Source organism: Rhodomicrobium lacus (assembly GCF_003992725.1).
Classification (GTDB): domain Bacteria; phylum Pseudomonadota; class Alphaproteobacteria; order Rhizobiales; family Rhodomicrobiaceae; genus Rhodomicrobium; species Rhodomicrobium lacus.
Map to the genome: position 1 here is coordinate 38,732 of NZ_RZNF01000007.1, position 22,528 is coordinate 61,259.

Consider the following 22,528-nt stretch of genomic DNA (forward strand, 5'->3'; position numbering starts at 1 on the left):
TCGCTGACGGTCAAACGAATGGTGCCGCCCCGCAGTCTCATCCACGCGATCCCTGCTCCGTCTTTACCGCGAAGTTCCGGCGGCTTCCAGCTTCTTCAGCCAGATTTCGGCCGCCGCCTTCACATTTTGCGGCGCTGTGCCTCCAAAGCTGCGGCGGCTTTCCACAGACTTATCCACGTTCAGCACGTCGAAAATGCGTTCCGTGATACGCGGTTCGACGGCCTGCATGTCCTTCAGCGGCACTTCGTGGAGATCGACACCCAGATTTTCGGCGTGTTTCACGATCCGGCCCGTGACGTGATGCGCCTCGCGGAACGGAAGCTGTGCATGCAGCACGAGCCAGTCGGCAAGGTCGGTCGCGGTCGAGAAGCCTTGACCCGCGGCGTCGCGCATGCGGTCCGGCACGGGTTCCATGTCTTCGATCATGCCCGTCATCGCGGCGAGGCCGAGCGACAGCGCGTCGATGGCGAGGAACACGGCTTCCTTGTCTTCCTGCATGTCCTTGGAATAGGCGAGCGGGAGCCCCTTCATCACGGTCAGGAGCGAGACGAACGCGCCGGCGACGCGGCCCACCTTCGCGCGCACGAGTTCGGCGGCGTCGGGATTGCGCTTCTGCGGCATGATCGACGAGCCGGTGGTGAAGCGGTCGGACAGCGTGATGAACCGGAAGCCCGCACTGAACCAGACGACGATTTCTTCAGACAGGCGCGAGAGGTGCGTGGCGCAGATCGCGGCGGCGGCGAGCGCCTCAAGCGCGAAGTCGCGCGAGGACACGGAGTCGAGCGAGTTCGCGAGCGGACGCTCGAACCCGAGCGCTGAAGCCGTCATGTGCCGGTCGATGGGGAAGGATGTGCCCGCAAGCGCGGCCGCTCCGAGCGGGCTTTCGTTTACGCGCTTTCTTGCATCGGCGAAGCGGCCCCGGTCGCGGTCCAGCATCTCGACATAGGCGAGGCAGTGGTGGCCGAACGTGACCGGCTGGGCAACCTGCATGTGCGTGAAGCCGGGCATGATGGTCGCGGCGTGAGCGTCCGCCTTCCTTGCGAGCGCGAGCTGGAGCGCCGCGATCTGCTCGTCGAGGTGGTCTATCGCGCCGCGAATATAAAGGCGGAAATCCGTCGCCACCTGATCGTTGCGCGAGCGGCCCGTGTGGAGCTTGCCCGCGACCGGCCCGATGAGGTCCTTCAGCCGCGCTTCGACCGCCATGTGGATGTCTTCATATTCGCGGCGAAACTCGAAGCGCCCGCCCTCGATCTCCTCGCGCACGACATCGAGACCCGCGACGATCGCGTCTGCCTCTTCCGCCGTCACGATCCCGCACGCGCCGAGCATCTTCGCATGCGCCTGAGACGCGCGGATGTCTTCGGCGTAGAACCGCTGGTCGAACGAAATGGAGGCGTTGATTTCCTCCATGATCTCGGCGGGCTTTGTCTCGAAGCGCCCGCCCCACATTTTATTGGCCATCGCTGTCATTCGCCTCGCGGAACGAATTCGACATTTGAGCCCCGGTTGTTGCGAGCGCTCTCTCAAATGTCAAATGAAGGCTCCACGACAATCATAGAGTTGTTAGCGTTCCCCCATGATCGACAATTGCTCGCAAGGATGTGGCAACCGGATGCAAATGCCGAACGAGGACCGCTAGAGGGCTTAAAGCGCAGCATTAGCGCGCTGCCGCCGAATGTACAAGCGGGCTTGAACACCAATATATCAGCTTTTTCAGCAGCCTAAAATTTGGGCACCAACCCGGCCCCTGCGTACCGGCCGGGAACGCCTGCGCGGCTCAAGTATTGATATCACGACGGTCTTTTGGCGCACAGTGCTTCAGCGCCGTCCGCCGGATGGAGGATTATCATGGAACGTGGCATTGAGACGACCCGACGCAGCCGCATCGATCTTGCCGAATGGCGCGGCAGGGACGTGACACGGAACTACGAGCTGGGCGAGAGCATGGTGCCCGCCGAACGCCTGAGACGCTCGCGCGAGCGAACTGAAATCTTCAGCGCCAGCCATGAGGGCGATACGGGGGAGGAAGGTCGCGTTGACGTTCAGACTTTCCCGACCGCGAGAGACATGATGGCACTCGGCTATGCCTACGCTTATGGAAAGGGTCTGGCCGATCGCAGGACGAAGACACTCCGCGTGCGCGGGATGGGCACGCGCTGATCGATTTCGCTGATGTGTGAAGGGCGAGGTTGCAGGGGCGATCTCGCCTTTGATCGTGCTGGCGGCAACTCTCCGCCTCGTCGTTGCGTTCGACAAATGTTTTGCGTCCTTCAGGCGCCTTGACTGAACGACGCGCCTGATGAAAAGCTTCCGCTTATGGGAACCGGGAACGACGACGGCGGAGCGCGGAGGCAGGGCCTCATCATCTATGGTCTTGCCGCGGCCGGGGCGCTCGCGGTGATGGTGGTCGGCATGCTCATGGATCGCGCTTCGATCGTACCCGACGAGCCGCGTGCGGGGGCGGTCACGGTTCCGGCGCCCGCCGAGTCTGGCAAGTTCATCCGGCACGCAAGACCCGTCACCCTGCCTGCAATTTCTTTCAACGACGCGGACGGTAAGGCGCGCTTCCTTTCGGAGTGGCGGGGCAAGGTCGTGCTGCTTAACATCTGGGCGACGTGGTGCCCTCCCTGCATCCGCGAAATGCCCGCGCTCGACAAGCTTCAAGCCCAGAAGGGCAGCGAGCATTTCGCTGTCGTGGCGGTCAGCACCGATCGCAGCGGCCTTGGCAAGCCGAAGGCCTTTTATGATCGTGTCGGCATCAAGAATCTCCCGCTCTTCAATGAGGCGAGCGGCGACTTGAGCGTCGCTCTCGACGCGGACCGCCTCCCCCTGACGATCATCCTCGACAGCGAAGGCCGCGAGGTTGCGCGCTACTACGGCGCGGAGGAATGGGACAGCGAGGAGGTCTTCGCCAAGGTCATGGCGATGGCGGGGGCGAAATCGGCAGCGACGCGCCGCTGAGGCGCAGCGTGCCGCCAGCTCCAACGCGTCTGGAAAGTGTGCCCCGTCGACAAGCTCACCCGAACGACTGCCGCCTCAGACTGTACTCGATCACATGCCCGAGGACATCGGCCTGGCTGAGCCCGTGCTGCGAGGCCGCAAGGCAGATCGAGCCGCTGCGCCCGATATGACAGCAGATATTGAATTCGAGGAAGACGCGTCGTCCGGTCTCGGGATCGAAGCGGTAATCCATCCGGAAATAATCCATCGGGCCGGCGGCGCGCCACAGCGCGTCGACATCGTTGCGGAGAGCTTCCTCGACGTCGCCCGCCTCGAACATCTCATAGCCGAGCGGATCGCTGCGCTTGAGGTCTTCGGTGATGATGCCGCCAGCCTTGTCCGAGCGCGGACGCACGACGCCGAGCACGAGAGGACCGCCCGCGCTTCCCAGCGCCGGAACGGTGATATCGAGTCCGGGCGCATAGCCCTCGACGAGCACGGCCATGCCCCGCGCCATCAGCTTTGCCGCCACGCGCGCGGCGCCCGCCCAATCGTCCTGAATCGACTCGGCGCTGACGCCCTCGGATGCCGCGCCGAACCGCTGCTTGACGAAATACGGGCCGGGAAAGCCGGGGGGCGTTTCGAGCGCAGCCTCGTCGGCGTAGACCGCACCCTCGGAAACCGGAATGCCGATGGCCTTCGCCGCGAGCTTCGCAAGCCACTTGTCCTCGGCGAGAGCGCGAATGTTCGGTCGCGCGCCGACATAAGGGATGCGCAGATATTCGCAGAGCGACGGGATGAACACTTCGGGATTGTTGATCGGCATGCGGTTGTAGAGCGAGAAGACGATGTCGGTTTCGCCCTTCCCGGCGAGAAGCGCGAGCGGCTCGCTCGTGGTGCGGATGCGATAGCCGAGGTCGCGCAAGGTGCGGAACACGCGCGCGTAATAGCCCGGATAGCCGCCATCGCCTTCAAAGCCGCGCGCCGCGAAGTCCGGCTCAAGCGGCGCGTGACGTGCGATGAAAAGAATGCGCGTTGACGGTGTCAGAGGGGGGACGAGCAGATGTTCGGAAATCGAAGGACGCATGAGAGGCTCCGTTCGGGGGCGGCCTGCCCGGAGAAAACACCGTCCGAAGGCAGACGATCGACTCGATGAGAAAATAATCCGTTTCGCTAAACAATTCGAATGCTCTCGCAGCGAGGCCGGCTTTCGAGGGAGCGAGTTTCTGCTGACTTCTCCGTGAGCAGGCTCCTGTCGCATGGCTGCACCCGCTTTTGCGGATCGTTCGGCTCGACTGACGCTGTAACCGGATTTGTGCCGGGGCGGATGAACGAAGCCGGGAGCGCGCCGAGGTTTGCGGGCTCAATCGCTTTCGAGCTGCCACGCCTCTTTCACCGCCGGGTGAACAATGTTCGAATGGAGCGCAAGCAGGATGAGCTTCGCATCGAGGCTTTCCTCGTCGGCAAGCGCCGCCTCGATCCGGCGTTCCGCATCGCCTGCGGCGTCATCCCCATTCGCGACTGCGAACGCGTCCGCGCCGAGCGCGACATAGCCGACAAGTTCAGCCGCGTGGCGATAATCGGGCTCGCGGGGATTCTCCCCGTGCGCGTCCATCAGAAGCGAGACGACGGTCAGCTTGACGGCTTCCGGCACGAGATTGGGATGGAGGTCGACGGCGCGCAACGCCTTGTCGAGTGTACGCAGGCTTTCGGATCGTCCGAACCGGCCGAAAACGCCGAGGAAAGGAGTGCTTCGAGCCATGGTTTCCTGTGCCTTTCGCGATACGCGCCGAAACCGGCGCGCGCACTGTTTTCGTGCCACCGATTGAGGCTCCCTTCAAGCGCGACGCGCCTCGGAGTTTCTCGAACGCAATCCCTTGCGATTTCGGGATCGCCGCTTGCCGGGCGCAAGGCTTCGCGCTTAAGCTTTTCCGGTTTCGTGCGAAGCGGGGAGCGGCTTGGACGGGGTCATCTCAGAATGGAGCGGCGCGCTGGCCCAGGGCGCGGCCATGACGGTCGGCCTTGCACTGGCGACGCTTCCCTTCGGGCTCGCGCTGGGGCTCGCCGCGGCGCTGGCCAGGACCTCGCATATCGCCGCCGCGCGCGGCCTCGCCGAAGCCTACACCACCGTTTTTCGTGCGCTGCCCGAACTGCTCACGCTGCTTGTCATTTACTTCGGCGGCCAGATGCTGCTTCAGAAGATCGCCGCCGCCACGGGCTTGCCGGTAGCTGTGCAGGTTTCGCCTTTCGTTGCGGGCCTCGTGGCGCTCGCGCTCGTGTTCGGCGCCTATTCGAGCGAGGTCTTTCTCGCGGCGCTGACGGCAGTCGAGCGGGGGCAGATAGAGGCGGCGCGAAGCTTCGGCATGTCGTCTCGTCAGGTTTTTCGCCGCGTGCGGCTGCCTCAGGCGCTCCGTTTCGCCCTCCCCGGCCTCGGCAATAACTGGCTCGTGCTGTTGAAAGACACGTCGCTTGTGTCCGTCATCGCGCTGAACGACCTCCTGCGCGAGACCACCATCGCGGTGCAGGCCACGCGCGAGCCGTTCAAGTTCTACGCGGTGGCTTGCGCGATCTACCTCGCCATGACGGCGCTTTCGACACTCGCCATCGCACGGGCCGAACGCGCGGCGGGGCGCGGCTTCAGGGGCGCGCGATGATCAACTGGAGCCTGTTCGAGCGCTTCGGCCCGCGCATGGTGGAAGGGTTCGCCGTAACGCTGGAGCTTGCCTTCGGCTCTGCGCTGCTCGGCCTGCTGATCGCGGCGCCGGTCGCGCTCGGGCGTGCGTATGGCGGGCGGGCGCTGTCGGGGGCGCTGTTCGGCTATACTTATATGATGCGGGGCACCCCGCTGCTCGCGCAGCTCTTCCTCGTCTATTACGGCTCCGCGCAGTTTCAGGCGAGCCTCGACGCGGCGGGGCTGTGGTGGCTGTTCCGCGATCCGTTCTACTGCTCGCTCCTCACCTTCACGCTGCACACCGCCGCCTATCAGGCGGAAATCCTTGCCGGGGCCGTTCGCGCCGTGCCGCGCGGGCAGGTCGAGGCCGCAAAGGCCGCCGCGATGCCGCCTGCGCTCGTTGCGCGTCGCATCGTGCTGCCGCAGGCCGCCCGGCTCGCTCTGCGCCCTCTCGGCAATGAACTGATCCTGATGGTGAAGGCGAGCGCGCTGGCAAGCGTCGTCACGGTCTACGACCTGCTGGCAACAGCAAAGCTCGCGTTCCAGCGCACCTACGACTTTCAAGCCTATATCGCGGCGGCGCTCGTCTATGTGCTCACGGTGGAGATCATCCGCCGTATCTGGAACGCGCTCGACCGGCGGCTGAACCGTCACCTCGCGCGGGCATAACCATTTCGCGCGGTCGGCGCGAGACAGACGCGCAATCCCGATGCAAGGGCCTTACGCCAAAGCCCGGTCACAGCTATGGTTGCATGGCGATTTGAATTGCGAAGCGGCTTCGGTCAAGCGATTGATGGAGGCGTGAGGGCGGTTTTTTCGGCGGGGATGCGCCGCGGAGAAGACGGGTCGCAGCTCAGGAAGGCGGGCTTGAGGGGTTCCGATGCGGGTTTGGCTGAAAGCGCTCTTGTTGTTCGGCCTCATGGTGGCGACACCCTTCGCCATTCAGGCGATGATCGGTCGCCCGCCGCGGTGGTTCGACGCGGCACCCTATATCCCGATCACCGATTACATCCCGAGCGCTCAAACGCTGATCTACATCGTCGGCGTTGCCGGGGTGGTCGCCATCGTTTTCAACTATATCTTTTACAGCACCGAGCTTGAGAAAATTTACGGCTGGCTGAAGCTGGCCGAGCGGGAGATGAACGTCATTCTGAAGGGCGTGGACGCAAGCGGCGGCAAGGGCCGGGCGGACGAACGGATCGATTGGTGGAACAAAATCAATAGCAAGGATCCCTTCTCAAAAACACCCGACGAAATCTTCACGCTGAACGAAAAGGATGCGGCGAACAGAGGTGCGCCCGGCGGCAAGGCGCAAATGACGGCAATCCTCCTGCGCGAAATCTACGACGGCGACATCGAACTCGCGCAAACGAAGATCGAGGCGGAAATGATCGCCAACGACGGCAAGCCGCCCTTCGTCGTCGCGGGTCTGCGAAACATCCTCGGGCTGGACGAATTTCTGGCGGCGAAAGTGCAGTACGAAAAAGACAAGGTAGCCGGGGTGGTCCGTGAGGAACCCCGCTTCAGCGATTTCGGCGTCAACTGGGCGGCGTTGCTTCTCGCCGTGCGCCTCGGCGGCTTCCCGCGCGACATTGCAATGTCAACGGGCACGGCTCCCAACAAAACGACCGTGTACAATCGGGATGCACTGGAACTGCTCACCCGAGTCCCGCGAGTTTAGGCTCGCAACAACGCCCGTGACCTGTGCGTGATCCGCCATACAAGGCAAATTGCCGCGTACGCGTCGGTCGGATCTTCAGGTTAGGATTGTGGTGCGTCCCGCTCGTCCATCGCGAGGCGGCGTTGTCAAAACCGGCATCTCACGAGTGGTCGGGGCGGAGAGATTCGAACTCCCGACCCTCTGGTCCCAAACCAGATGCGCTACCAGGCTGCGCTACGCCCCGACAGATCTGAACCCGTACAGCACAAAGAATTCGAGAGCAAGCGCCGTCTGAAGGGCTCCGGCCGCGAAATGCAACCGGAGAACGGACGAAAACGGGATCTCTCCTTGCTTGAATGCCACGCGCGGCTGCCGTGACCGGCTCACGCGATCACCTTCCGCGTCATATCGTGCGGCCGCCGTCCACCTCCAGGACGACGCCCGTTACGAAGGCGGCTTCGTCGGAGGCGAGATAAAGCGCGGCGTTCGCAATGTCGGCGGGCTCGGACAGCCGACCGAGCGGCACCGTCGCTGTGAATTTCGCGCGATTGTCCGGCGTATCGGGCAGGCCCATGAACTGTTCGAGCAACCCCGTCACGCCCATCACCGGCGCGATGCAATTGACACGAATCCTCTTCGGCGCAAGCTCCACCGCCATCGAGCGCGACAGCAGGTTCACCGCGCCTTTCGAGCCATTGTACCAGGTGAGGCCGGGGCGCGGCCGGATGCCCGCCGTGGAGCCGATGTTGAGGATCACCCCGCCGCCGCGCTTCTCCAGCACCGGCACGGCGGCGAACGCCATGTGATAGATCGACTTCACGTTGATCGCGTAGACGCGGTCGAATTCGTCTTCCGATACCTCCAGCATAGGCCGGTTCTTGTGGCTCCAGCCCGCGTTGTTCACGACGATGTCGAGGCCGCCGAAGGCGTCGAGCGTTGCGGCAACAGCGGCGTCGATGTCGGCGCGCCTGGTGACGTCGGCCGTGATCGCGATGGCGGAACCGCCGATCTCGCGCGCAACCGCCCGCGCCCCCTCGGCATTGATGTCGAGCACGGCGACCTTCGCGCCTTCTCGGGCGAACACGCGGGCGATTTCCGCGCCGAAACCCGACGCCGCGCCGGTCACGATGGCAATCTTGTTCTGTAGCCGCATCCATTCCTCCCGCTTTTTTTGCAAGTCTAGCAGGCGCGAGGGACGGCGGAAATGGGCGAAGCGGAGGCGGCTTGGAGAGGGCGGGAGCGTCGCCGTCCGCCCTCTCCCATGATCCGGTTAGAGGCTCTCGCCGAAATCCGCGCGGAACTTGGCGACGAGCTTTTGCTGCCAGTCGGATACCGGCTTCAGCCGCCCGTAGAAGAAGCGCAGGATCTCCGGCTCTTCGACGAAGACAAGCCCGCCGATCAGCTTGCGGTTCTGATAGAGCCAGTCGATGCGGTCGATGGCGTAGTCGATCTGCGACCGCGTGAACACGCGGCGCGGCAGGGCGAGGCGCAGCAGTTCCATGTTCGAGAAGACTTCGCTGCCATCCGGGTTGCGCTGCTCGGACAGGGTGCCGCGTTCCATGCCACGCACGCCCGACGCGATGTAACAGGCCGACGCGAGCGCGCCAGCGCGATACTCCGCCTGCGGAACGTGATCGAGGAAGCGCATCGCATCGATGTGACAGCCGAGACCGCCGGCCGGCGTGATCACAGGCACGCCGCGCTTCACGAGTTCGCCCACCATATAGGCGATGAACTGCGGACCCTGGTTGATCATGTCCTCGTCCATCGTCTCTTCGAGACCGACGGTCAGGGCCTCGATCTCGCGGACCGACATGCCGCCATAGGTGAGGAAGCCTTCATAAAGCGGCACGAGCCCCCGCATGCGCTTGTAAAGGCCCTCGTCGCGGATGCAGATGCCGCCGCCGCGTACGCAGCCGAGCTTGCGGGCGGAGAAGTAGATGATGTCGCAGAGGTCGGCGACGCGGCGGGTGATTTCGCGGATCGAGAGATCCTTGCAGGCGTCCTCGCGCTCCTTCAGGAAGTAGAGGTTGTCCGCGAGCAGGCTCGCGTCGAGCACGAGGATCAGGCCGTACTTGTCGCACACACGGCGGACGTCCGCGAGATTCGCGAGCGAAATCGGCTGGCCGCCGATGAGGTTGGTGCCCGCTTCCATGCGCACGAAGGCGATCTTGTCCGCGCCTTCCTTCTTGACGAGGGCTTCGAGCGCGCCCGTGTCGATGTCGCCCTTGAACGGGAGATCGCTCGTTACCTCGAGCCCCGCCTTCGTGACAAGCTCTTCCACCACGCCGCCGTTCAGCACGATGTGCGCCTTCGTGGTCGTGAAATGATAGTTCATCGGCACAATGGCGCCGGGCTTCACGAAGGTCTGGGCGAGGATATTCTCGCAAGCGCGGCCCTGATGTGCGGGCAGGATGTAGTGCATGCCGAAAAGTTCGCGGAGCTTCGCTTCGAGACGCGTGTAGGTGGCGCTGCCCGCGTAGCTGTCGTCCGCGACCATCATGGCGGCGAGTTGCTGGTCGCTCATGGCGTTCACGCCGCTGTCGGTCAGCATGTCCATGAAGACATCGCAGTTCTGCAACAGGAACGTGTTGTTGCCCGCCTCGTCGATCGCCTTGAGCCGGTCCTCGACCGGCAGGAGATTGAGCTTCTGGACGATGCGGACCTTATGCATCTCTAGCGGAATGCTTTCGCCGCTGTGGAATTTAATTCTGGGCACGGGGACCTCTTGTGAAATTTTTCGTTGACCCGGCGCAAACGTAACAACCTTTGCCTCGGCAATCCCATGTGGAAATAAGACGCGGCGCTTCGACTTTAGCCGGATGCGGGGCATGGTCGTCCGACATGCGCCACGGACCCGAAAATCCGCCCCGCGGGTTCCCTCGACGAATGAAGCTCCGACGGAGAACCATATGGCTTCGCGCGAACGCATGATCCGCACCTACGACAAGGCGCTGGCGAGCCCGGGCTATCGCCAGTATTTCGACAACAGCGGATTCTACAATTTCGGCCTGTGGGACGGGGAGCCTTCCTCGCAGCGCGAGGCAAGCGAAGCGCTGATCGACGAACTCGTGTCGTTGATCGGGCAAGCGAGTGGCCGGATTCTGGACGTCGCCTGCGGGCCCGGCGCCACCACGCAGAGGCTCTGCCGAACCTATGAGCCGCGCAACGTCACGGCCATCAACATCTCGGACGCGCAACTCGCCTCGGCGCGCGAACGCGCCCCGGGCTGCACGTTCATCAAAATGGACGCGGCGCATCTCGACTTCCCCGCAGAGAGTTTCGATGCTGTCATGTGCGTCGAGGCAGCTTTCCACTTCAGCACGCGCCAGTCTTTTCTGCGAGAGGCCGCGCGCGTGCTGAAACCCGGCGGAACGCTCGTCATGACCGACATGCTGTTTCGCGGATTCATGAAGCCCATCGGCAATTTCGGGCAGGTGCCGCCCGAAAATTTCATGCGCGACCTCGATGAATATCGGCGGCGAATGGAGAAAGCCGGGTTTGTGAATATCGAGGTGAAGGATGCAACGCATGCATGTCTCGGCGGCTTCCGCCGCCACCTCTCTCGCTGGCCGGCGGAGGAACGGCGAAAGCGGCATATGTCCTTCGGGCAATCGGTCGTGGCAGGGGTGGTGAGCCGCTCCATCGCGCGATACTTCGCGACGGTATGCAGAACCTATGTCATTGCCGCCGCGACAAAGCCGGGCCTGGCGGACGAACGGCGATTGCGCGCCGCCTGAACGAGCAGGGGCCAATCGCGACAGCCCGCAGCCGAAAATTGGCGAAGAGGCGTGAAATCGGCTAAGCCCTCGGCGCGTGCAATGAATGAAAGGGCTGGCGGGATGAGCGGCTTCGCGGATTACGACGCTTACGACGCGGTGGGCCTCGCGGAGCTTGTGCGGCGGCGCGAGGTTTCGGCGGGCGAGCTTCTCGCCGAGGCACAGGCGCGCGCGGACGCCGTGAACCCGGCGCTGAACGCCATCGTGTATCGCCGCGATGCGGAAGCCGCGCGCGAGGCCGACGCCATGCCGCCGGATGCGCCGCTTGCGGGCGTGCCGTTCCTTGTCAAAGACCTCGGGCCGCCGCTCGGCGGCGCGCCACTCACCTGCGGCTCGAAGCTTTTCGCGAATTACGTGCCCACCTATGACGGCGAGATCGTCAAGCGTTTCAAGACGGCGGGCCTCATCGCCTTCGGCAAGACGAACGTGCCGGAATTCGGCCTCGTGCCGGTGACGGAACCGGCGCTGTTCGGCCCCTGCCGCAACCCGTGGGATACCGAGCGCACGCCGGGCGGCTCGTCGGGTGGCGCGGCGGCAGCCGTGGCGTCGGGCGTGGTGCCCGTGGCGCATGCGTCGGACGGCGGCGGCTCGATCCGCATCCCGGCGAGTTGCTGCGGGCTTGTCGGCCTCAAGACGTCGCGCGGGCTGAACCCTGTCGAGCCGTTCACGCCGGATTACATCGTCGACCATGTGGTGAGCCGCACCGTGCGCGACAGCGCCGCCGCGCTCGATGCCACCAGTGGGCGAGATGCAAACTTCCTCGCAGGCCTCGATGCGCCGCCGCCGCGCCTTCGCGTCGCGGTGGTGCGTTCCGCGATGCTGGCGGGTGCCGTTTCGCCGGTCGTTAAGGACGCGCTGGACGAGGCCGCGCGCCTCCTCGCCTCGCTCGGCCACCATGTCGACGACGCGGAACCGGCGCTCGATTACGACGCTTTCGCCTCCGCCTTCCTGATCGAATGGGCGGCTGGCGCGCGGGTCATGCTCGACAAGTTTCCGGCCGCCGTACTTGGCCGCGCCGCCACAAGGGATGATGTCGAGTTCGGCACCTGGACGCTCGCGACCATCGGCGGCCACCTCATGGCGCAGCGCACCGAGGCGCAGGCGGTCCTACGCGCGGAAAGCGCGAAGCTGATCGACTTTTTCGCGCACTACGATGTGTTGCTCTCCCCCGTGCTCGCCACGCCGCCGCTCCACATCAGCGAGGCGGGCGCGCCGTTTCCCGAGAAGACGGCGGCGAAGATCGCAGACGCGGCAGGCTCGCCGCAGCGCATGCGAACCATCGTTCGAGCGGTCGCCCGCAAGAGTTTCGCATTTGCCGCTTTCGCCGCGCCGTTCAACATGTCTGGCCAGCCCGCGATTTCGCTGCCGCTGTGCGAGACGCCGGACAGCCTTCCAATCGGCATTCAGGTTGCGGGACGTGTGGGCGATGACGGCCTTCTGCTTCGCCTCGGACGCGAACTGGAGCAGGCCGCCCCATGGACGCAAAGGCGCCCGCGCGTATGGTCGGGCGCATCCGCTCGCCAACCCGCTTGATCCTTTCGCCGCGCGCGCTAAAAGAACAGGAAAAGGAAAATTCCCATGGAAAAATTCACCACGCTGACGAGCGTCGCCGCTCCGCTTCCGCTGATCAACATCGACACCGACATGATCATCCCGAAGCAGTTCCTGAAGACGATCAAGCGCACGGGTCTCGGCAAGTCGCTGTTCTACGAAATGCGCTATGATGAGGCGGGCAACGAGAACGCGGATTTCGTGCTGAACAAGCCCGCCTATCGCGCGTCGAAGATCCTCGTCGCGGGCGACAATTTCGGCTGCGGTTCGAGCCGCGAGCACGCGCCGTGGGCGCTGCTCGATTTCGGCATTCGCTGCGTGATCTCGACCTCGTTCGCCGACATCTTCTACAACAACTGCTTCAAGAACGGCATCCTGCCGATCAAGGTCAGCCCGGAAGACCTCGCGAAGTTGATGGACGACGCCGAGCGCGGATCGAACGCCACGCTGACGGTGGACCTTGAAGCGCAGGAAATTCGCGGCCCGGATGGCGGCGTGGTGCGCTTCGACATCGATCCGTTCCGCAAGAAGTGCCTGATCGAGGGCCTCGACGACATCGGCCTCACAATGCAGAAGGCCGACAAGATCGAGCTTTACGAAACCACGTCGCAGCTTTCGCGCCCCTGGGCTTGAGCCGCGCGGCATGGAACGATGCAAGGGCCGGGCATTCCCCGGCCTTTTTAGTTGGTAAGCACCGCCGCGCGGATCGCGAAGAACTGCGTGGCCGCGCCCGCGAGCACGAACACGTGCCAGATCACATTGTGGAAGCGCATCCATTCCATGAGATGGAACGGAACGCCCGCAGTGTAGACCACGCCGCCCGCGATGAGGAGCGTCAGCGCGTCATCGGGGAGCGTGCGCACAAGCGGGCGCAACGCCACGAGCACGATCCAGCCTTGCGCGAGATAGAGCGCGACAGACAGCTTGTCGAACCGGCGCGGAAAGCGCAGCTTCACGAAGACGCCGAGAGCCGCGATAGCCCAAACGGCGGCCAGCATGCCCGCGCCCGCTCCGCCGCCGACCACGACCGCGAAAGGCGTGTAGCTGCCGGCGATCATGACGAAGATCGCGGCGTGATCGGCGCGTCGCAGAAACTCCTTCGCACGCCGTTCCGGTGTGAGATTGTAGGCCGCCGATGCCCCGAACATGGCGATGAGGCCGAGACAATAGACGATCAGGGCGGCAAGGTGCGAATCCGGCACCGTCCCTGCCGCCTCCACGAGGAGCCAGCCGCTCGCGAGCGCGGCAAAGGTCACGCCCGCCGCGTGCACACCGGCGTCGGCGATCTGTTCGGCCCTGGTGTAGGTGGGGAAAAGGAAACGCGCGTCTTTCATGCGGTCAGCTTGCGCCGGCGAGGAGGCATAGTCATGACGCCCGAGGCGTCCGAGCGATGTCCAAGCGCCGGCTTGCGACAACACAACCGCCGACGCTCCTACTTCGCCAGATGCGCCTTCACGCGGCTCGTGCCCCAGAAGACGAGCGCGGCCACGATCGGGATGCTTGCCCCCATGATGATCTCGGGGTTGAAGGCGATCAGTTCCGCCGTCTTCAGGCCCTTGGCGGCATAACCGACCAGCCCCACGATGTAATAGGTGATGGCCGCGACCGACAGCCCTTCGACCGTTTCCTGCAAGCGAAGCTGAAGCTGCGCACGGCGGTCCATCGAGGCGAGCACGGCCTGATTTTGCTGTTCGAGGGTTACGTCCACCTTGGTGGAGAGAAGCTGCGTCGCCTGCGCCACGCGCGTCGAGAGCGATTCCTGGCGCGCGGTTGCGGCGGCGCAAGTGCTCATCGCCGGTTCGAGGCGGCGCTCGGTGAACTCCTGGAACATCTGAAGACCCTCGATGCGGCCCTCGCGCAGTTCGGCGATGCGATGCTTCACGATGTCGTAATAGGCGGCAGCAGCCGCGAAACGGTAGGCGCTGGTGGAGCGGCGATTTTCGATCTCGGCCTGGAGCGTCGTCAGACGTTCCAGAAGCTCCGGCTCGTTGATATCGCCGGGCTTGACGAGCGCCGCCGTGATCCGGGCCAGTTCCCCCTCGCATGTCGACAGGAACGGCGAAAGATCGCGCGCGAGCGGGAAAGCCAGAAGCGCCATCATGCGGTAACTGTCGATTTCCAGAAGGCGCTGCGCGAGGCGCCCCGCCTGCCGGGGCGTCAGCGAGATGTCCTGCATCAGAAAGCGGGTGAAGCCGTCGTCGTGAATGCGAAAATCCGTGTAGGCTCGGCCCGCGCCGCTCGCCACGGTCGCGCCGACAAGCACGTTCCCGCCGAAATAGCGCGCCGAGATTTCATCGGGATCGGGCAGCGAATCCGCGCCGCGCACGAGTTCGACGTTCGCGGCGACGATCAGCGAGCCGGGCAAACCCGCCACCCAGTCGTCGGGAAGCGCCTTGATGGCCGGATGGCCGAAAAGCTCGCCGTTCGGACCTTCCGTGAAAACCATGAAACGCGAGAATTCGGAGTGGCGCTCATAAGTAAAGCGAAACGAACCGAAGTTTTCGCTGTAGTGGGTCGCCTTGTCGTCGGGCACCGGCCGCCCGAAGCGCTCGGCAAGCTCCTGAACCTTGCGGCCGATGTCTCCGCGCGTGGCTTCGTCGGTCTTGAAGGCGAGGTAGGAAATGCGGCACGGGGCGTTCAGCGCCTCGGGCGTGCGGGCGTGCACCTCGTCGTTGAGGACAATGCGCAGGGGATGATTCGTCGGCAGCGTCATAAGCGGTAACTGTGGTATTCGCGCCCGCCCGTCAAGGGCGTCTTTGCTGCGTCGCAGCACTGTGAGGCGTTCTTGCATCGCAGGGAGCAACTATCGCCGTAGGGGGGCTGGACATCGGCTATGGGATTTGGCTTTGGTTGGCCGGTGACCGCCTTACATCAGGGAGCGCCGACAGCACCGCGCGAACTGGCGGGCAGGTCTTCGAGAGGGAAAGCGAATATATGTTTCTGCGTCGGCTTCTGATTTGCGCGTTGTTTATAAGTATACCACTGGGTTTCTCGGTCGCGAACACGCCGGGAGGGGCGGCAAGATGGTCGACGAAGCCATATGCCTTCTCCACGAACTGGTTCGATAGCCGGATCCCGTCCTGGACGCGCCTCCTCAATGAAGTGAAGGGAAAACCGGGACTTCAGTATCTCGAGATAGGCACTTTTGAAGGACGCTCCGCATTGTGGGTGCTGGAAAACATCCTGACGCACCCGACTTCAAAAATAACAGTCATCGACGCCTTCGAGGAAGAAGGAATTCAACAGCGATTTTCATCGAACGTCGATTTGTCGGGGCAAGCGGACCGTTTTCAGGTTCTTGTGGGGCCGTCCAGCCAGAAACTCAGGGAATTGCCCCTGAACACCTTCGATCTGGCCTTCATAGACGGGTCCGGGAAAGGCGTATCCATGTTGGCCGATCTCGTCGGCGTCTGGAACCTCGTAAAGCTGGACGGCATAATCATTTGCAGCCGCTATGCTTTGACCGACAAGCTGAGACGAGATTTGAAACTGAAGCCCAATGATCCGGGGCCCTATGAGGCGATAGACGCGTTCCTGAAGGTCCACAAGAACTACCTATCTGTTCTGGCCTTTCACGAGGATCAGGTTATCTTCCGAAAAATCCGCCAATAAGAGCTTGGGTCGATTGGCGGCCTGACAGTCGTAGCCGCTGTTGAGGGAGGTCGGCAATCGGCTTAGGTTGCGCTATTCTCACCCCGTCCTCAAGCACCCGGTTCTTTCATGACACCCTTCCGCATCATCGCCGCCGCAATCGCGCTCGCTTGCATCGCGTTCGGCCTCTGGCGGCTCGAAGGCGCGACGCACGGTCTCGCCGTGACTCGGATGCAGGCGGGCGATACGCCGGTGACGGTGTTCCGGGCGGAGACGACCGCGAAAGGCCCGGTGGTGCTGATCGCGCACGGCTTCGCCGGATCGCAGCAGCTCATGCAGCCCTTTGCGATCACGCTCGCGCGCAACGGCTATATCGCCGTCACCTATGACAGCCTCGGCCACGGCCGGAACCCGGAGCCGATGCGGGGCGACATCACGAAGGTCGAGGAAGGGCCGACGCCAAGGCTTCTGGCGCAACTCGGCGAGGTGGCGGCACTCGCGAAAGCGCTGCCCGAGAGCGACGGGCGCATCGCCGTGCTCGGCCATTCCATGTCGAGCGATATCGTAGTGCGATTCGCGCAGGCGCATCCCGAGGTGGCGGCGGTGGTCGCGGTGTCGATGTTCTCGCCCGTGGTCACGCAGACGAGCCCGAAGAACCTCGCCGCCATAGACGGCGCGGCGGAATTCGGCATGCTGCATGACGAGGCGCGCCGCGTGGTCGGCATGGTGTCGGGCGGCGCGGCCGAACCCGGCGTGATCTACGGAAGTTTCGCGGACGGCACCGCGCGCCGCTTCACGCTGTCCCCCGGCGCGGAGCATATCGGCGTGCTTTACAGCGCGGCGAGCATGGAAGCGGCACTCGATTGGCTGAACCGCGCATTCGGGCTAAGCGGAAACGCACCGGTCGAGGATCGCGGCACGGCCATAGCGCTGCTGTTCTTCGGCGTCACGTTACTGGCGTGGCCGCTTGCCTCGCTTCTGCCGCGTGTGTCGCAGGCGCCGCTCGGCGCGGGGCTTTCATGGCGGCGTTTCTGGCCGGTCGCCCTAGCGCCGGCGCTGCTGACGCCGCTCATCCTCTGGAAAATGCCGACGGGATTTCTGCCGGTCGTGCTCGGCGACTACATCGCGATGCACTTCGCATGCTACGGGATCATCACGCTCGCGGCGCTCTGGATCGCGACGCGCGGCAAGGGCATGGCGAGGCCGCCGGTCAACGTGGCGTTCGTGGTCGCGGCGATGCTCGTCGCAGCCTACAGCATCCTAGCCTTCGGGCTGCCGCTCGACCGCTACGTGCTCTCGTTCTTCCCGATCCCGGAACGCCTGCCGCTTCTGTTCGCGGTGCTTGGCGGTACGATCCTGTTCTTTCTCGCGGACGAATGGCTGACGCGCGGAAACGGCGCAGCGACCGGCGGATACCCGGCGACCAAAGCGCTGTTTCTCGCTTCGCTCGCGCTCGCCGTCGCGCTCAATTTCGGGAAGCTGTTCTTCCTGATCCTCATCATCCCGATCATTTTCGTGTTCTTCGTCATCTATGGGCTGTTCAGCGGATGGGTGAACCGGCGCACGAACGATCCGCTCGTCGCGGGGCTCGCCAATGCGCTCGCCTTCGCCTGGGCGATTGCCGTCACGTTTCCGCTTGTAAGCCCGTAACCGATGGGCAAGGACGCTGCCCTATAACGGCTGTTATTGTCCTCGATATCCCTTATGACTGCACTTGAGAAAACATCGCCCGATGGTTCGTTCATGACGTCTTTCACGTTGCCCGCAGCGGCATGGTTCGGAATATCCGCCTGTGTCGCGGTGTCCTGCGGCCCCACGCAGGCACAGGAGAAGCCGGCCGATGCCATCGAACTCGCTCCTCACCGGGCCGTGTACGAACTCGTTCTCGAAAGAACCGGCGCAGGCTCCAACATCAGCGACATTCGCGGCGAACTGGTCTACGACTTCACCGGCTCGGCGTGCCAGGGCTACACGCTCAACACGCGGCTGGTGACGGAAATATACGACCGCGAGGGCAAACAGAGCACCACCGATACGCGATCCGAGAGCGTCGAGGACGGGGAAGGCCGTCGTTTCCGCTTCAACACATCGCAGTACATGAACAAGAGCACGAAGCCCGCCGACGCAACGTCCGGGCTCGCAGTCCGCTCGCCACAGGGCGCTCGCGATGCCGTGACGGTGACGCTCTACAAGCCGAAGAAGGGTTCGTTCACGCTGCCTGGAAACATCTATTTTCCGACGCAGCATTCCATCGCCATCCTGAAAGCGGCAAAGGCCGGAGAAACGCGCCTTCAGGCCGACTTTTTCGACGGTTCCGACAAGGGCACGAAAATTTACGAGACCACGACCGTGATCGGCGCGCCGCTGCAACTGGCCGCCAATTCTCAATTGCCTGCGGTCAAGAACGCGGAAAATCTGGACAGCATCCAGTCCTGGCCGGTTGTCGTCAGTTATTATGAGCCGAACGCCAAGAAAGACGGTCTGCCGACATACGAGGTCTCTTTCCGCATCTATGCGAACGGTGTCAGCCGGAAATTGACGCTCGACTACGGAGCGTTCGCGCTCAGCGGCGAGTTGTCCGCGATCGAATTCCTGCCGTCCACGCCCTGCCGCTGATCTGAAAGCGCCTGTTTCGCTCGCGCGTTGCGGGCTTCGCTGCGTCCAGGAATACGGCCTGTTAAACCTCGCGATAACCATTCAGAGCGTTACCCGCGAGCCGAAAAATCGAATTAAATGCGTGTTAAATCTTGTACCCCTAACGTGCGTGGAGACGCCGCTTCCATGGAGGCGATGTCCGTATCGTCGGAGGTGTGTAATGCGTGCGAAGCTTGAAGAATTCTGGATGGACGAACAGGGCGCGGCCGCCATCGAACTTGGCCTGATCGCCGCCGGTTTTTGCGTGGCGCTGATCACGCTCGCGGGCCAGATGAACGACGAGGTGAAGATCATGTTCGAGCGGGTGCGCGAAATGCTGCGCTCGTTCAACACGATGCAATAACCGCCGTTCAGGTGAGTGCCGATGGAATCGTCCCTGACGTCGACGGTCGCGGCGGCCCTTCCCGTGATGCTTGTGTGGGCCGCCGCCGTCGATCTCCTGACGCGCGTGATACCGAACAGGCTGGTGCTGTTGCTGGCCGGATGCTTTGCCGTTTTCGCGCTGCTCGCCGGTCTCGATGCCGCGCGGGTCGTCTCGCACGCAGGATGCGCGCTTCTGGTTCTCGTTTGCGCCTATGGACTTTTCGCGTCCTCCCTTCTCGGCGGGGGCGACGCGAAGCTTCTTGCCGTGGCATCCCTCTGGATCGGCCCGGATCTGCTGCTTCCGTTTCTCGCCGGAACGGCACTCGCCGGAGGGGCACTGGCGCTGGTTTACATCGCGGCCGATTTCGCGAGCGACGTTCTTCGCTCCGACGCTCACACACGCGACCGTGCAACGGCGATCCCCTATGGCGCGGCCATCGCGGCGGGCGGCCTTGCCGTGATGCCGGAGTGGCTCGCCTCAATTTAGCGGCTTTTTTGCACCGAAATTATCCTTCTCCGCCGTTTTCGCGTCCGGATCGCGCTCAAGCATTCTGCACGTTATAGGGGTGCATTTCTGCCGCCGATCCCCTATAGGTTCAAGGCATGACGATTTCCTACGAAACCATTCACGACGACATTTCCGAGCTTCTTGCGCCCCATGGCAAGGGCGCCATCAGAATCCGGGCTTTTCCCGGCGCCGAGCTTAGAGACGATTTCGCCCGCTTCGTCACGCCCTCACAGGCCGCCTGGCTCGAAGCCATCGGATGGAAGGCGAAAACCGGCACGCATGCGCTTCTGCCGGGCGAAAACGGAATTGCCGAGGTTCTCTTCGCGCTTGGAGACGAGAAGCCCTCCCCCGCATCCGCGCTCGCGCTCGGCGCGCTGCCCGCCGCCTTGCCCGAGGGCACGTACGAACTTTCCGACTTTCCCGGCGCGCCCGAGGACGCCGTCCTTGCGTGGCTTCTCGGTGCGTACGAGTTCCGACGCTACTTCACCCGCGACCCGAAGCCCATCCGTGCACTCGTGCTGCCCGAGGGCGTCGACCGCGCGGCTGTGATCGCTCGCGCGCAGGCCGTGTGGTTCGCGCGCGAACTCATCAATATTCCCGCCAACGATCTCGGTCCGTCCGACCTCGCCGAGGCTTTTGCGGGCATGGCGCGCACCTTCAAGGCCGATGTGAAGATCCTTCGCGGCGCTGCGTTCCTCGAAAAGAACTTCCCGCTTCTGCAATCGGTGGGACGCGCCTCCACGCGCGAGCCCTGCCTAGCCGAACTTCATTGGGGCAACACGAAACATCCCAAGGTGACGCTGGTCGGCAAGGGCATCTGCTTCGATACCGGCGGTCTCGACATCAAGCCGTCGTCCGCGATGGCGCTGATGAAAAAGGACATGGGCGGCGCGGCGAGCGTAATCGCGCTGGGCGCGATGATCATGGCCGCCAGGCTGCCGGTGCGGCTTCGGATCCTCGTGCCAACCGCCGACAACAACATCTCCGGCAACGCGTTCCGGCCGGGCGACATCATCAGGAGCCGCGCGGGGCTTACAGTCGAGATTGGCAACACGGACGCGGAAGGCCGCCTCGTTCTGGCCGACGCGCTGTCCTACGCCGACGAGGACGGCCCGGATCTGATCGTCGACATGGCCACGCTGACCGGCGCGGCGCGCGTGGCGCTCGGCCCCGATCTGCCGCCGTTCTATACGGACGACAGTGCTCTCGCGCACAGCATCTACAAGGCGGGCGCGCATGTCGGCGATCCGTTGTGGCGGCTGCCGTTCTGGATGCCATACGACCGCGACCTCAAGAGCAAGGTCGCCGATGTGAACCACATTTCAAACAGCCCGTTCGCCGGATCGATCACGGCGGCGCTGTTCCTGAAGCGCTTCGTGAAGAACGCGAAACGTTATGTGCATCTCGATATTTTCGGCTGGACGCCGCGCGCACTGCCCGGCAAGCCCATGGGTGGTGAGCCGCAAGGCGCACGTGCCATGTTCGAGGTGATCCGCAACGAATATGGGAGAGGCGCATGACACAGCTCGATCCTCGCCTTAACGCCTACCGGGAAGATCTCGCCGCCGCTTCGCTGCAAGACCGCGTGCGCGCGCAACGCTATGTTCAGGGCGAAGTGCGCCAGGTCGCCGCGCCGTCCGCGCCTGTCCGCGTCGCGCCCAAATTCGATGCCGAACAGGCTACCGAGGCGTTGTCTGGCGAACTCGTCACGCTTTATGAGGTTCGTGACGGCTTCGGCTGGGTGCAGCTTCAGGAAGACGGCTATGTCGGCTACATGCCGCTCGACGCGCTGTCCTCGCTGGTCGAGGACAACACGCACCGCGTAAGCGCGCGCCTCACCTATCTCTATCCCGTGCCGGACATGAAGCGTCCGCCCATCACGAAGCTCAGCTTTTCGGCGACGGTGCTGCCCATCAGCCGCGCGGATGGCCGCTTCCTTGAACTGTCGCGCGGCGGCTTCATATTCGCCGATCATCTGGTTGGCATCCGCGAGCGCGCGCGAGACTTCGTCCGGGTGGCTGAGCGCATGGTCGGCGTGCCCTATCTTTGGGGCGGCAAGACATCGCTCGGGATCGACTGTTCTGGCCTCGTGCAGGTTTCGTTGCAGGCGGCGGGCGTGCCCTCGCTTCGCGACACCGACATGCAAATGGCGAATGCAGGCGAGGCGCTGGACCCTGCCAATCTCGACGCCATCCAGCGCGGCGACCTGATCTTCTGGAAAGGCCACGTCGCCATCGCGCAGTCGCCGGACTGGATGATCCACGCGAGCGGCCATCACATGGAAGTCGTCGTGGAGCAGATACGGCGCGCCGTGGAACGCTACGCCGAAGCGGGCAGCCCGGTTCTTGCGATCATCCGTCCGAACCTTGAGCCGAAGGCGATGCCTGAGCCGCAGGATGCGGCGTCCGAACCTGTCGGGCCAAAGCCTCCGGCGCGGGCACAATCCGCGCCTGCTGCGCAACAGCGTGAAGCGCCGCAAAACATCCCGGCCACGGCGCCGACCGCTGCCCCGGCGGGTGCGGCCCCGGCCTGGCCATCGCCAGCACAAGGGGAACGCCCCGCCACGGCGCCTTCACCGGCCAGAAGCGAGAGGCAACGCGCGGCGCTGACGCAGGCGGTTGCCCCACAGGCAGCGCCGCAGAAGGCGGAATCGCACGCCGCCCCGGCTCAGTCCCAGCTCGAAGCAGCCGCCAAGCGCGCGGCGCAAGAACTTGCCCGTCGTTCCACGGCTGAAAATGGCGCGCAGCAGCAGGGATCAGCCCAGCGCGGACCTGCGCCCGAAGCCCAGAAGGACGGTGCGTAGGAGCGTT

22 protein-coding genes and 1 tRNA gene are annotated in these 22,528 nt (G+C 64.0%); 15 read left to right on the forward strand and 8 right to left on the reverse strand.

What is annotated here, in order from left to right; genetic code table 11:
* Nucleotides 1-63 precede the first annotated feature (63 nt).
* Entirely contained in the window at nt 64-1,461 is a 1,398-nt protein-coding gene (gene argH / locus EK416_RS07530; protein WP_127076896.1) for an argininosuccinate lyase, read from the reverse strand.
* A gap of 387 nt (nt 1,462-1,848) precedes the next feature.
* On the opposite strand from argH, the gene EK416_RS07535 reads away from it, so the two are divergent.
* Nucleotides 1,849-2,160, forward strand: a complete 312-nt coding sequence (locus tag EK416_RS07535; RefSeq protein ID WP_127076897.1) for a hypothetical protein — start codon at nt 1,849-1,851, stop codon at nt 2,158-2,160.
* A 156-nt stretch (nt 2,161-2,316) separates the two neighbouring features.
* Nucleotides 2,317-2,961, forward strand: a complete 645-nt coding sequence (locus tag EK416_RS07540; protein WP_127076898.1) for a TlpA family protein disulfide reductase — start codon at nt 2,317-2,319, stop codon at nt 2,959-2,961.
* A gap of 55 nt (nt 2,962-3,016) precedes the next feature.
* Here the strand turns inward: EK416_RS07540 and EK416_RS07545 are convergent, their stop codons facing one another.
* Nucleotides 3,017-4,027, reverse strand: coding sequence for a D-alanine--D-alanine ligase family protein (locus EK416_RS07545; protein WP_127076899.1), 1,011 nt, complete (start codon nt 4,025-4,027; stop codon nt 3,017-3,019).
* 276 nt (nt 4,028-4,303) lie between these two features.
* Entirely contained in the window at nt 4,304-4,702 is a 399-nt protein-coding gene (locus EK416_RS07550) for a hypothetical protein (protein ID WP_127076900.1), read from the reverse strand.
* 196 nt (nt 4,703-4,898) lie between these two features.
* Here EK416_RS07550 and EK416_RS07555 point away from each other — a divergent pair, with 196 nt between their 5' ends.
* The 3 genes from EK416_RS07555 (at nt 4,899) to EK416_RS07565 (ending at nt 7,292) form a co-directional block, all read left to right on the forward strand.
* The gene (locus tag EK416_RS07555; RefSeq protein WP_127076901.1) at nt 4,899-5,594 is read left to right on the forward strand and encodes an ABC transporter permease; all 696 of its coding nucleotides are present in this window, start codon (nt 4,899-4,901) and stop codon (nt 5,592-5,594) included.
* Nucleotides 5,591-6,280 (forward strand): ABC transporter permease, encoded by a 690-nt coding sequence (locus EK416_RS07560; RefSeq protein ID WP_127076902.1) that lies wholly within the window; start codon nt 5,591-5,593, stop codon nt 6,278-6,280. Before EK416_RS07555 ends, EK416_RS07560 begins: the two co-directional genes overlap by 4 nt.
* 211 nt (nt 6,281-6,491) lie before the next feature.
* Complete coding sequence (locus EK416_RS07565; RefSeq protein ID WP_127076903.1) at nt 6,492-7,292, forward strand: hypothetical protein; 801 nt, start codon at nt 6,492-6,494, stop codon at nt 7,290-7,292.
* Nucleotides 7,293-7,438: 146 nt separating this feature from the next.
* Here the strand turns inward: EK416_RS07565 and EK416_RS07570 are convergent.
* The 3 genes from EK416_RS07570 to EK416_RS07580 form a co-directional block, all read right to left on the reverse strand.
* Nucleotides 7,439-7,515: transfer RNA gene (locus EK416_RS07570), tRNA-Pro, on the reverse strand.
* 159 nt (nt 7,516-7,674) lie between these two features.
* Nucleotides 7,675-8,424 (reverse strand): SDR family oxidoreductase, encoded by a 750-nt coding sequence (locus EK416_RS07575; protein WP_127076904.1) that lies wholly within the window; start codon nt 8,422-8,424, stop codon nt 7,675-7,677.
* Nucleotides 8,425-8,541: 117 nt separating this feature from the next.
* Complete coding sequence (locus EK416_RS07580) at nt 8,542-9,990, reverse strand: tryptophanase (protein WP_127076905.1); 1,449 nt, start codon at nt 9,988-9,990, stop codon at nt 8,542-8,544.
* A gap of 193 nt (nt 9,991-10,183) precedes the next feature.
* On the opposite strand from EK416_RS07580, the gene EK416_RS07585 reads away from it, so the two are divergent.
* From EK416_RS07585 to leuD, 3 genes are all read left to right on the forward strand, one after another.
* Nucleotides 10,184-11,011 (forward strand): class I SAM-dependent methyltransferase, encoded by an 828-nt coding sequence (locus EK416_RS07585; RefSeq protein WP_164729913.1) that lies wholly within the window; start codon nt 10,184-10,186, stop codon nt 11,009-11,011.
* Nucleotides 11,012-11,113: 102 nt separating this feature from the next.
* Nucleotides 11,114-12,583, forward strand: coding sequence for an amidase (locus EK416_RS07590; RefSeq protein WP_127076907.1), 1,470 nt, complete (start codon nt 11,114-11,116; stop codon nt 12,581-12,583).
* Nucleotides 12,584-12,628: 45 nt separating this feature from the next.
* A complete protein-coding gene (gene leuD / locus EK416_RS07595; RefSeq protein ID WP_127076908.1) occupies nt 12,629-13,234 on the forward strand; it encodes a 3-isopropylmalate dehydratase small subunit in 606 nt (201 codons plus the stop codon).
* Between the two features lie 47 nt (nt 13,235-13,281).
* Here the strand turns inward: leuD and trhA are convergent, their stop codons facing one another.
* The gene (gene trhA / locus EK416_RS07600) at nt 13,282-13,935 is read right to left on the reverse strand and encodes a PAQR family membrane homeostasis protein TrhA (protein WP_127076909.1); all 654 of its coding nucleotides are present in this window, start codon (nt 13,933-13,935) and stop codon (nt 13,282-13,284) included.
* 98 nt (nt 13,936-14,033) lie between these two features.
* Nucleotides 14,034-15,314 carry a DUF3422 family protein gene (locus tag EK416_RS07605; protein ID WP_245433985.1) on the reverse strand — a complete coding sequence of 427 codons (1,281 nt, stop codon included), beginning with the start codon at nt 15,312-15,314 and terminating at the stop codon, nt 14,034-14,036.
* A gap of 137 nt (nt 15,315-15,451) precedes the next feature.
* Between EK416_RS07605 and EK416_RS07610 the strand changes: the two genes are divergently transcribed.
* The 7 genes from EK416_RS07610 (at nt 15,452) to EK416_RS07640 (ending at nt 22,521) form a co-directional block, all read left to right on the forward strand.
* Nucleotides 15,452-16,213 (forward strand): class I SAM-dependent methyltransferase, encoded by a 762-nt coding sequence (locus EK416_RS07610; protein WP_127076911.1) that lies wholly within the window; start codon nt 15,452-15,454, stop codon nt 16,211-16,213.
* 108 nt (nt 16,214-16,321) lie between these two features.
* On the forward strand, nt 16,322-17,842 hold the full coding sequence (locus EK416_RS07615; RefSeq protein WP_127076912.1) for an alpha/beta hydrolase: 1,521 nt from the start codon (nt 16,322-16,324) through the stop codon (nt 17,840-17,842).
* Nucleotides 17,843-17,896: 54 nt separating this feature from the next.
* Nucleotides 17,897-18,808, forward strand: a complete 912-nt coding sequence (locus EK416_RS07620; RefSeq protein ID WP_127076913.1) for a cell envelope integrity EipB family protein — start codon at nt 17,897-17,899, stop codon at nt 18,806-18,808.
* A gap of 199 nt (nt 18,809-19,007) precedes the next feature.
* A complete protein-coding gene (locus tag EK416_RS07625) occupies nt 19,008-19,190 on the forward strand; it encodes a Flp family type IVb pilin (protein WP_037234556.1) in 183 nt (60 codons plus the stop codon).
* Nucleotides 19,191-19,211: 21 nt separating this feature from the next.
* Complete coding sequence (locus EK416_RS07630) at nt 19,212-19,697, forward strand: A24 family peptidase (protein ID WP_127076914.1); 486 nt, start codon at nt 19,212-19,214, stop codon at nt 19,695-19,697.
* Nucleotides 19,698-19,813: 116 nt separating this feature from the next.
* Nucleotides 19,814-21,238 (forward strand): leucyl aminopeptidase family protein, encoded by a 1,425-nt coding sequence (locus EK416_RS07635; protein WP_127076915.1) that lies wholly within the window; start codon nt 19,814-19,816, stop codon nt 21,236-21,238.
* On the forward strand, nt 21,235-22,521 hold the full coding sequence (locus tag EK416_RS07640) for a C40 family peptidase (RefSeq protein WP_127076916.1): 1,287 nt from the start codon (nt 21,235-21,237) through the stop codon (nt 22,519-22,521). Before EK416_RS07635 ends, EK416_RS07640 begins: the two co-directional genes overlap by 4 nt.
* Nucleotides 22,522-22,528 lie beyond the last annotated feature (7 nt).

Coding starts and splice junctions, on each gene's coding strand:
- EK416_RS07620 (WP_127076913.1), top strand. CDS start 17,897: ATGACTGCACTTGAGAAAACATCGCCCGATGGTTCGTTCATGACGTCT.
- EK416_RS07565 (WP_127076903.1), top strand. CDS start 6,492: ATGCGGGTTTGGCTGAAAGCGCTCTTGTTGTTCGGCCTCATGGTGGCG.
- argH (WP_127076896.1), bottom strand. CDS start 1,461: ATGGCCAATAAAATGTGGGGCGGGCGCTTCGAGACAAAGCCCGCCGAG.
- EK416_RS07615 (WP_127076912.1), top strand. CDS start 16,322: ATGACACCCTTCCGCATCATCGCCGCCGCAATCGCGCTCGCTTGCATC.
- EK416_RS07550 (WP_127076900.1), bottom strand. CDS start 4,702: ATGGCTCGAAGCACTCCTTTCCTCGGCGTTTTCGGCCGGTTCGGACGA.
- EK416_RS07630 (WP_127076914.1), top strand. CDS start 19,212: ATGGAATCGTCCCTGACGTCGACGGTCGCGGCGGCCCTTCCCGTGATG.
- EK416_RS07590 (WP_127076907.1), top strand. CDS start 11,114: ATGAGCGGCTTCGCGGATTACGACGCTTACGACGCGGTGGGCCTCGCG.
- leuD (WP_127076908.1), top strand. CDS start 12,629: ATGGAAAAATTCACCACGCTGACGAGCGTCGCCGCTCCGCTTCCGCTG.
- EK416_RS07635 (WP_127076915.1), top strand. CDS start 19,814: ATGACGATTTCCTACGAAACCATTCACGACGACATTTCCGAGCTTCTT.
- EK416_RS07625 (WP_037234556.1), top strand. CDS start 19,008: ATGCGTGCGAAGCTTGAAGAATTCTGGATGGACGAACAGGGCGCGGCC.
- EK416_RS07605 (WP_245433985.1), bottom strand. CDS start 15,314: ATGACGCTGCCGACGAATCATCCCCTGCGCATTGTCCTCAACGACGAG.
- EK416_RS07585 (WP_164729913.1), top strand. CDS start 10,184: ATGGCTTCGCGCGAACGCATGATCCGCACCTACGACAAGGCGCTGGCG.
- trhA (WP_127076909.1), bottom strand. CDS start 13,935: ATGAAAGACGCGCGTTTCCTTTTCCCCACCTACACCAGGGCCGAACAG.
- EK416_RS07540 (WP_127076898.1), top strand. CDS start 2,317: ATGGGAACCGGGAACGACGACGGCGGAGCGCGGAGGCAGGGCCTCATC.
- EK416_RS07560 (WP_127076902.1), top strand. CDS start 5,591: ATGATCAACTGGAGCCTGTTCGAGCGCTTCGGCCCGCGCATGGTGGAA.
- EK416_RS07640 (WP_127076916.1), top strand. CDS start 21,235: ATGACACAGCTCGATCCTCGCCTTAACGCCTACCGGGAAGATCTCGCC.
- EK416_RS07545 (WP_127076899.1), bottom strand. CDS start 4,027: ATGCGTCCTTCGATTTCCGAACATCTGCTCGTCCCCCCTCTGACACCG.
- EK416_RS07535 (WP_127076897.1), top strand. CDS start 1,849: ATGGAACGTGGCATTGAGACGACCCGACGCAGCCGCATCGATCTTGCC.
- EK416_RS07575 (WP_127076904.1), bottom strand. CDS start 8,424: ATGCGGCTACAGAACAAGATTGCCATCGTGACCGGCGCGGCGTCGGGT.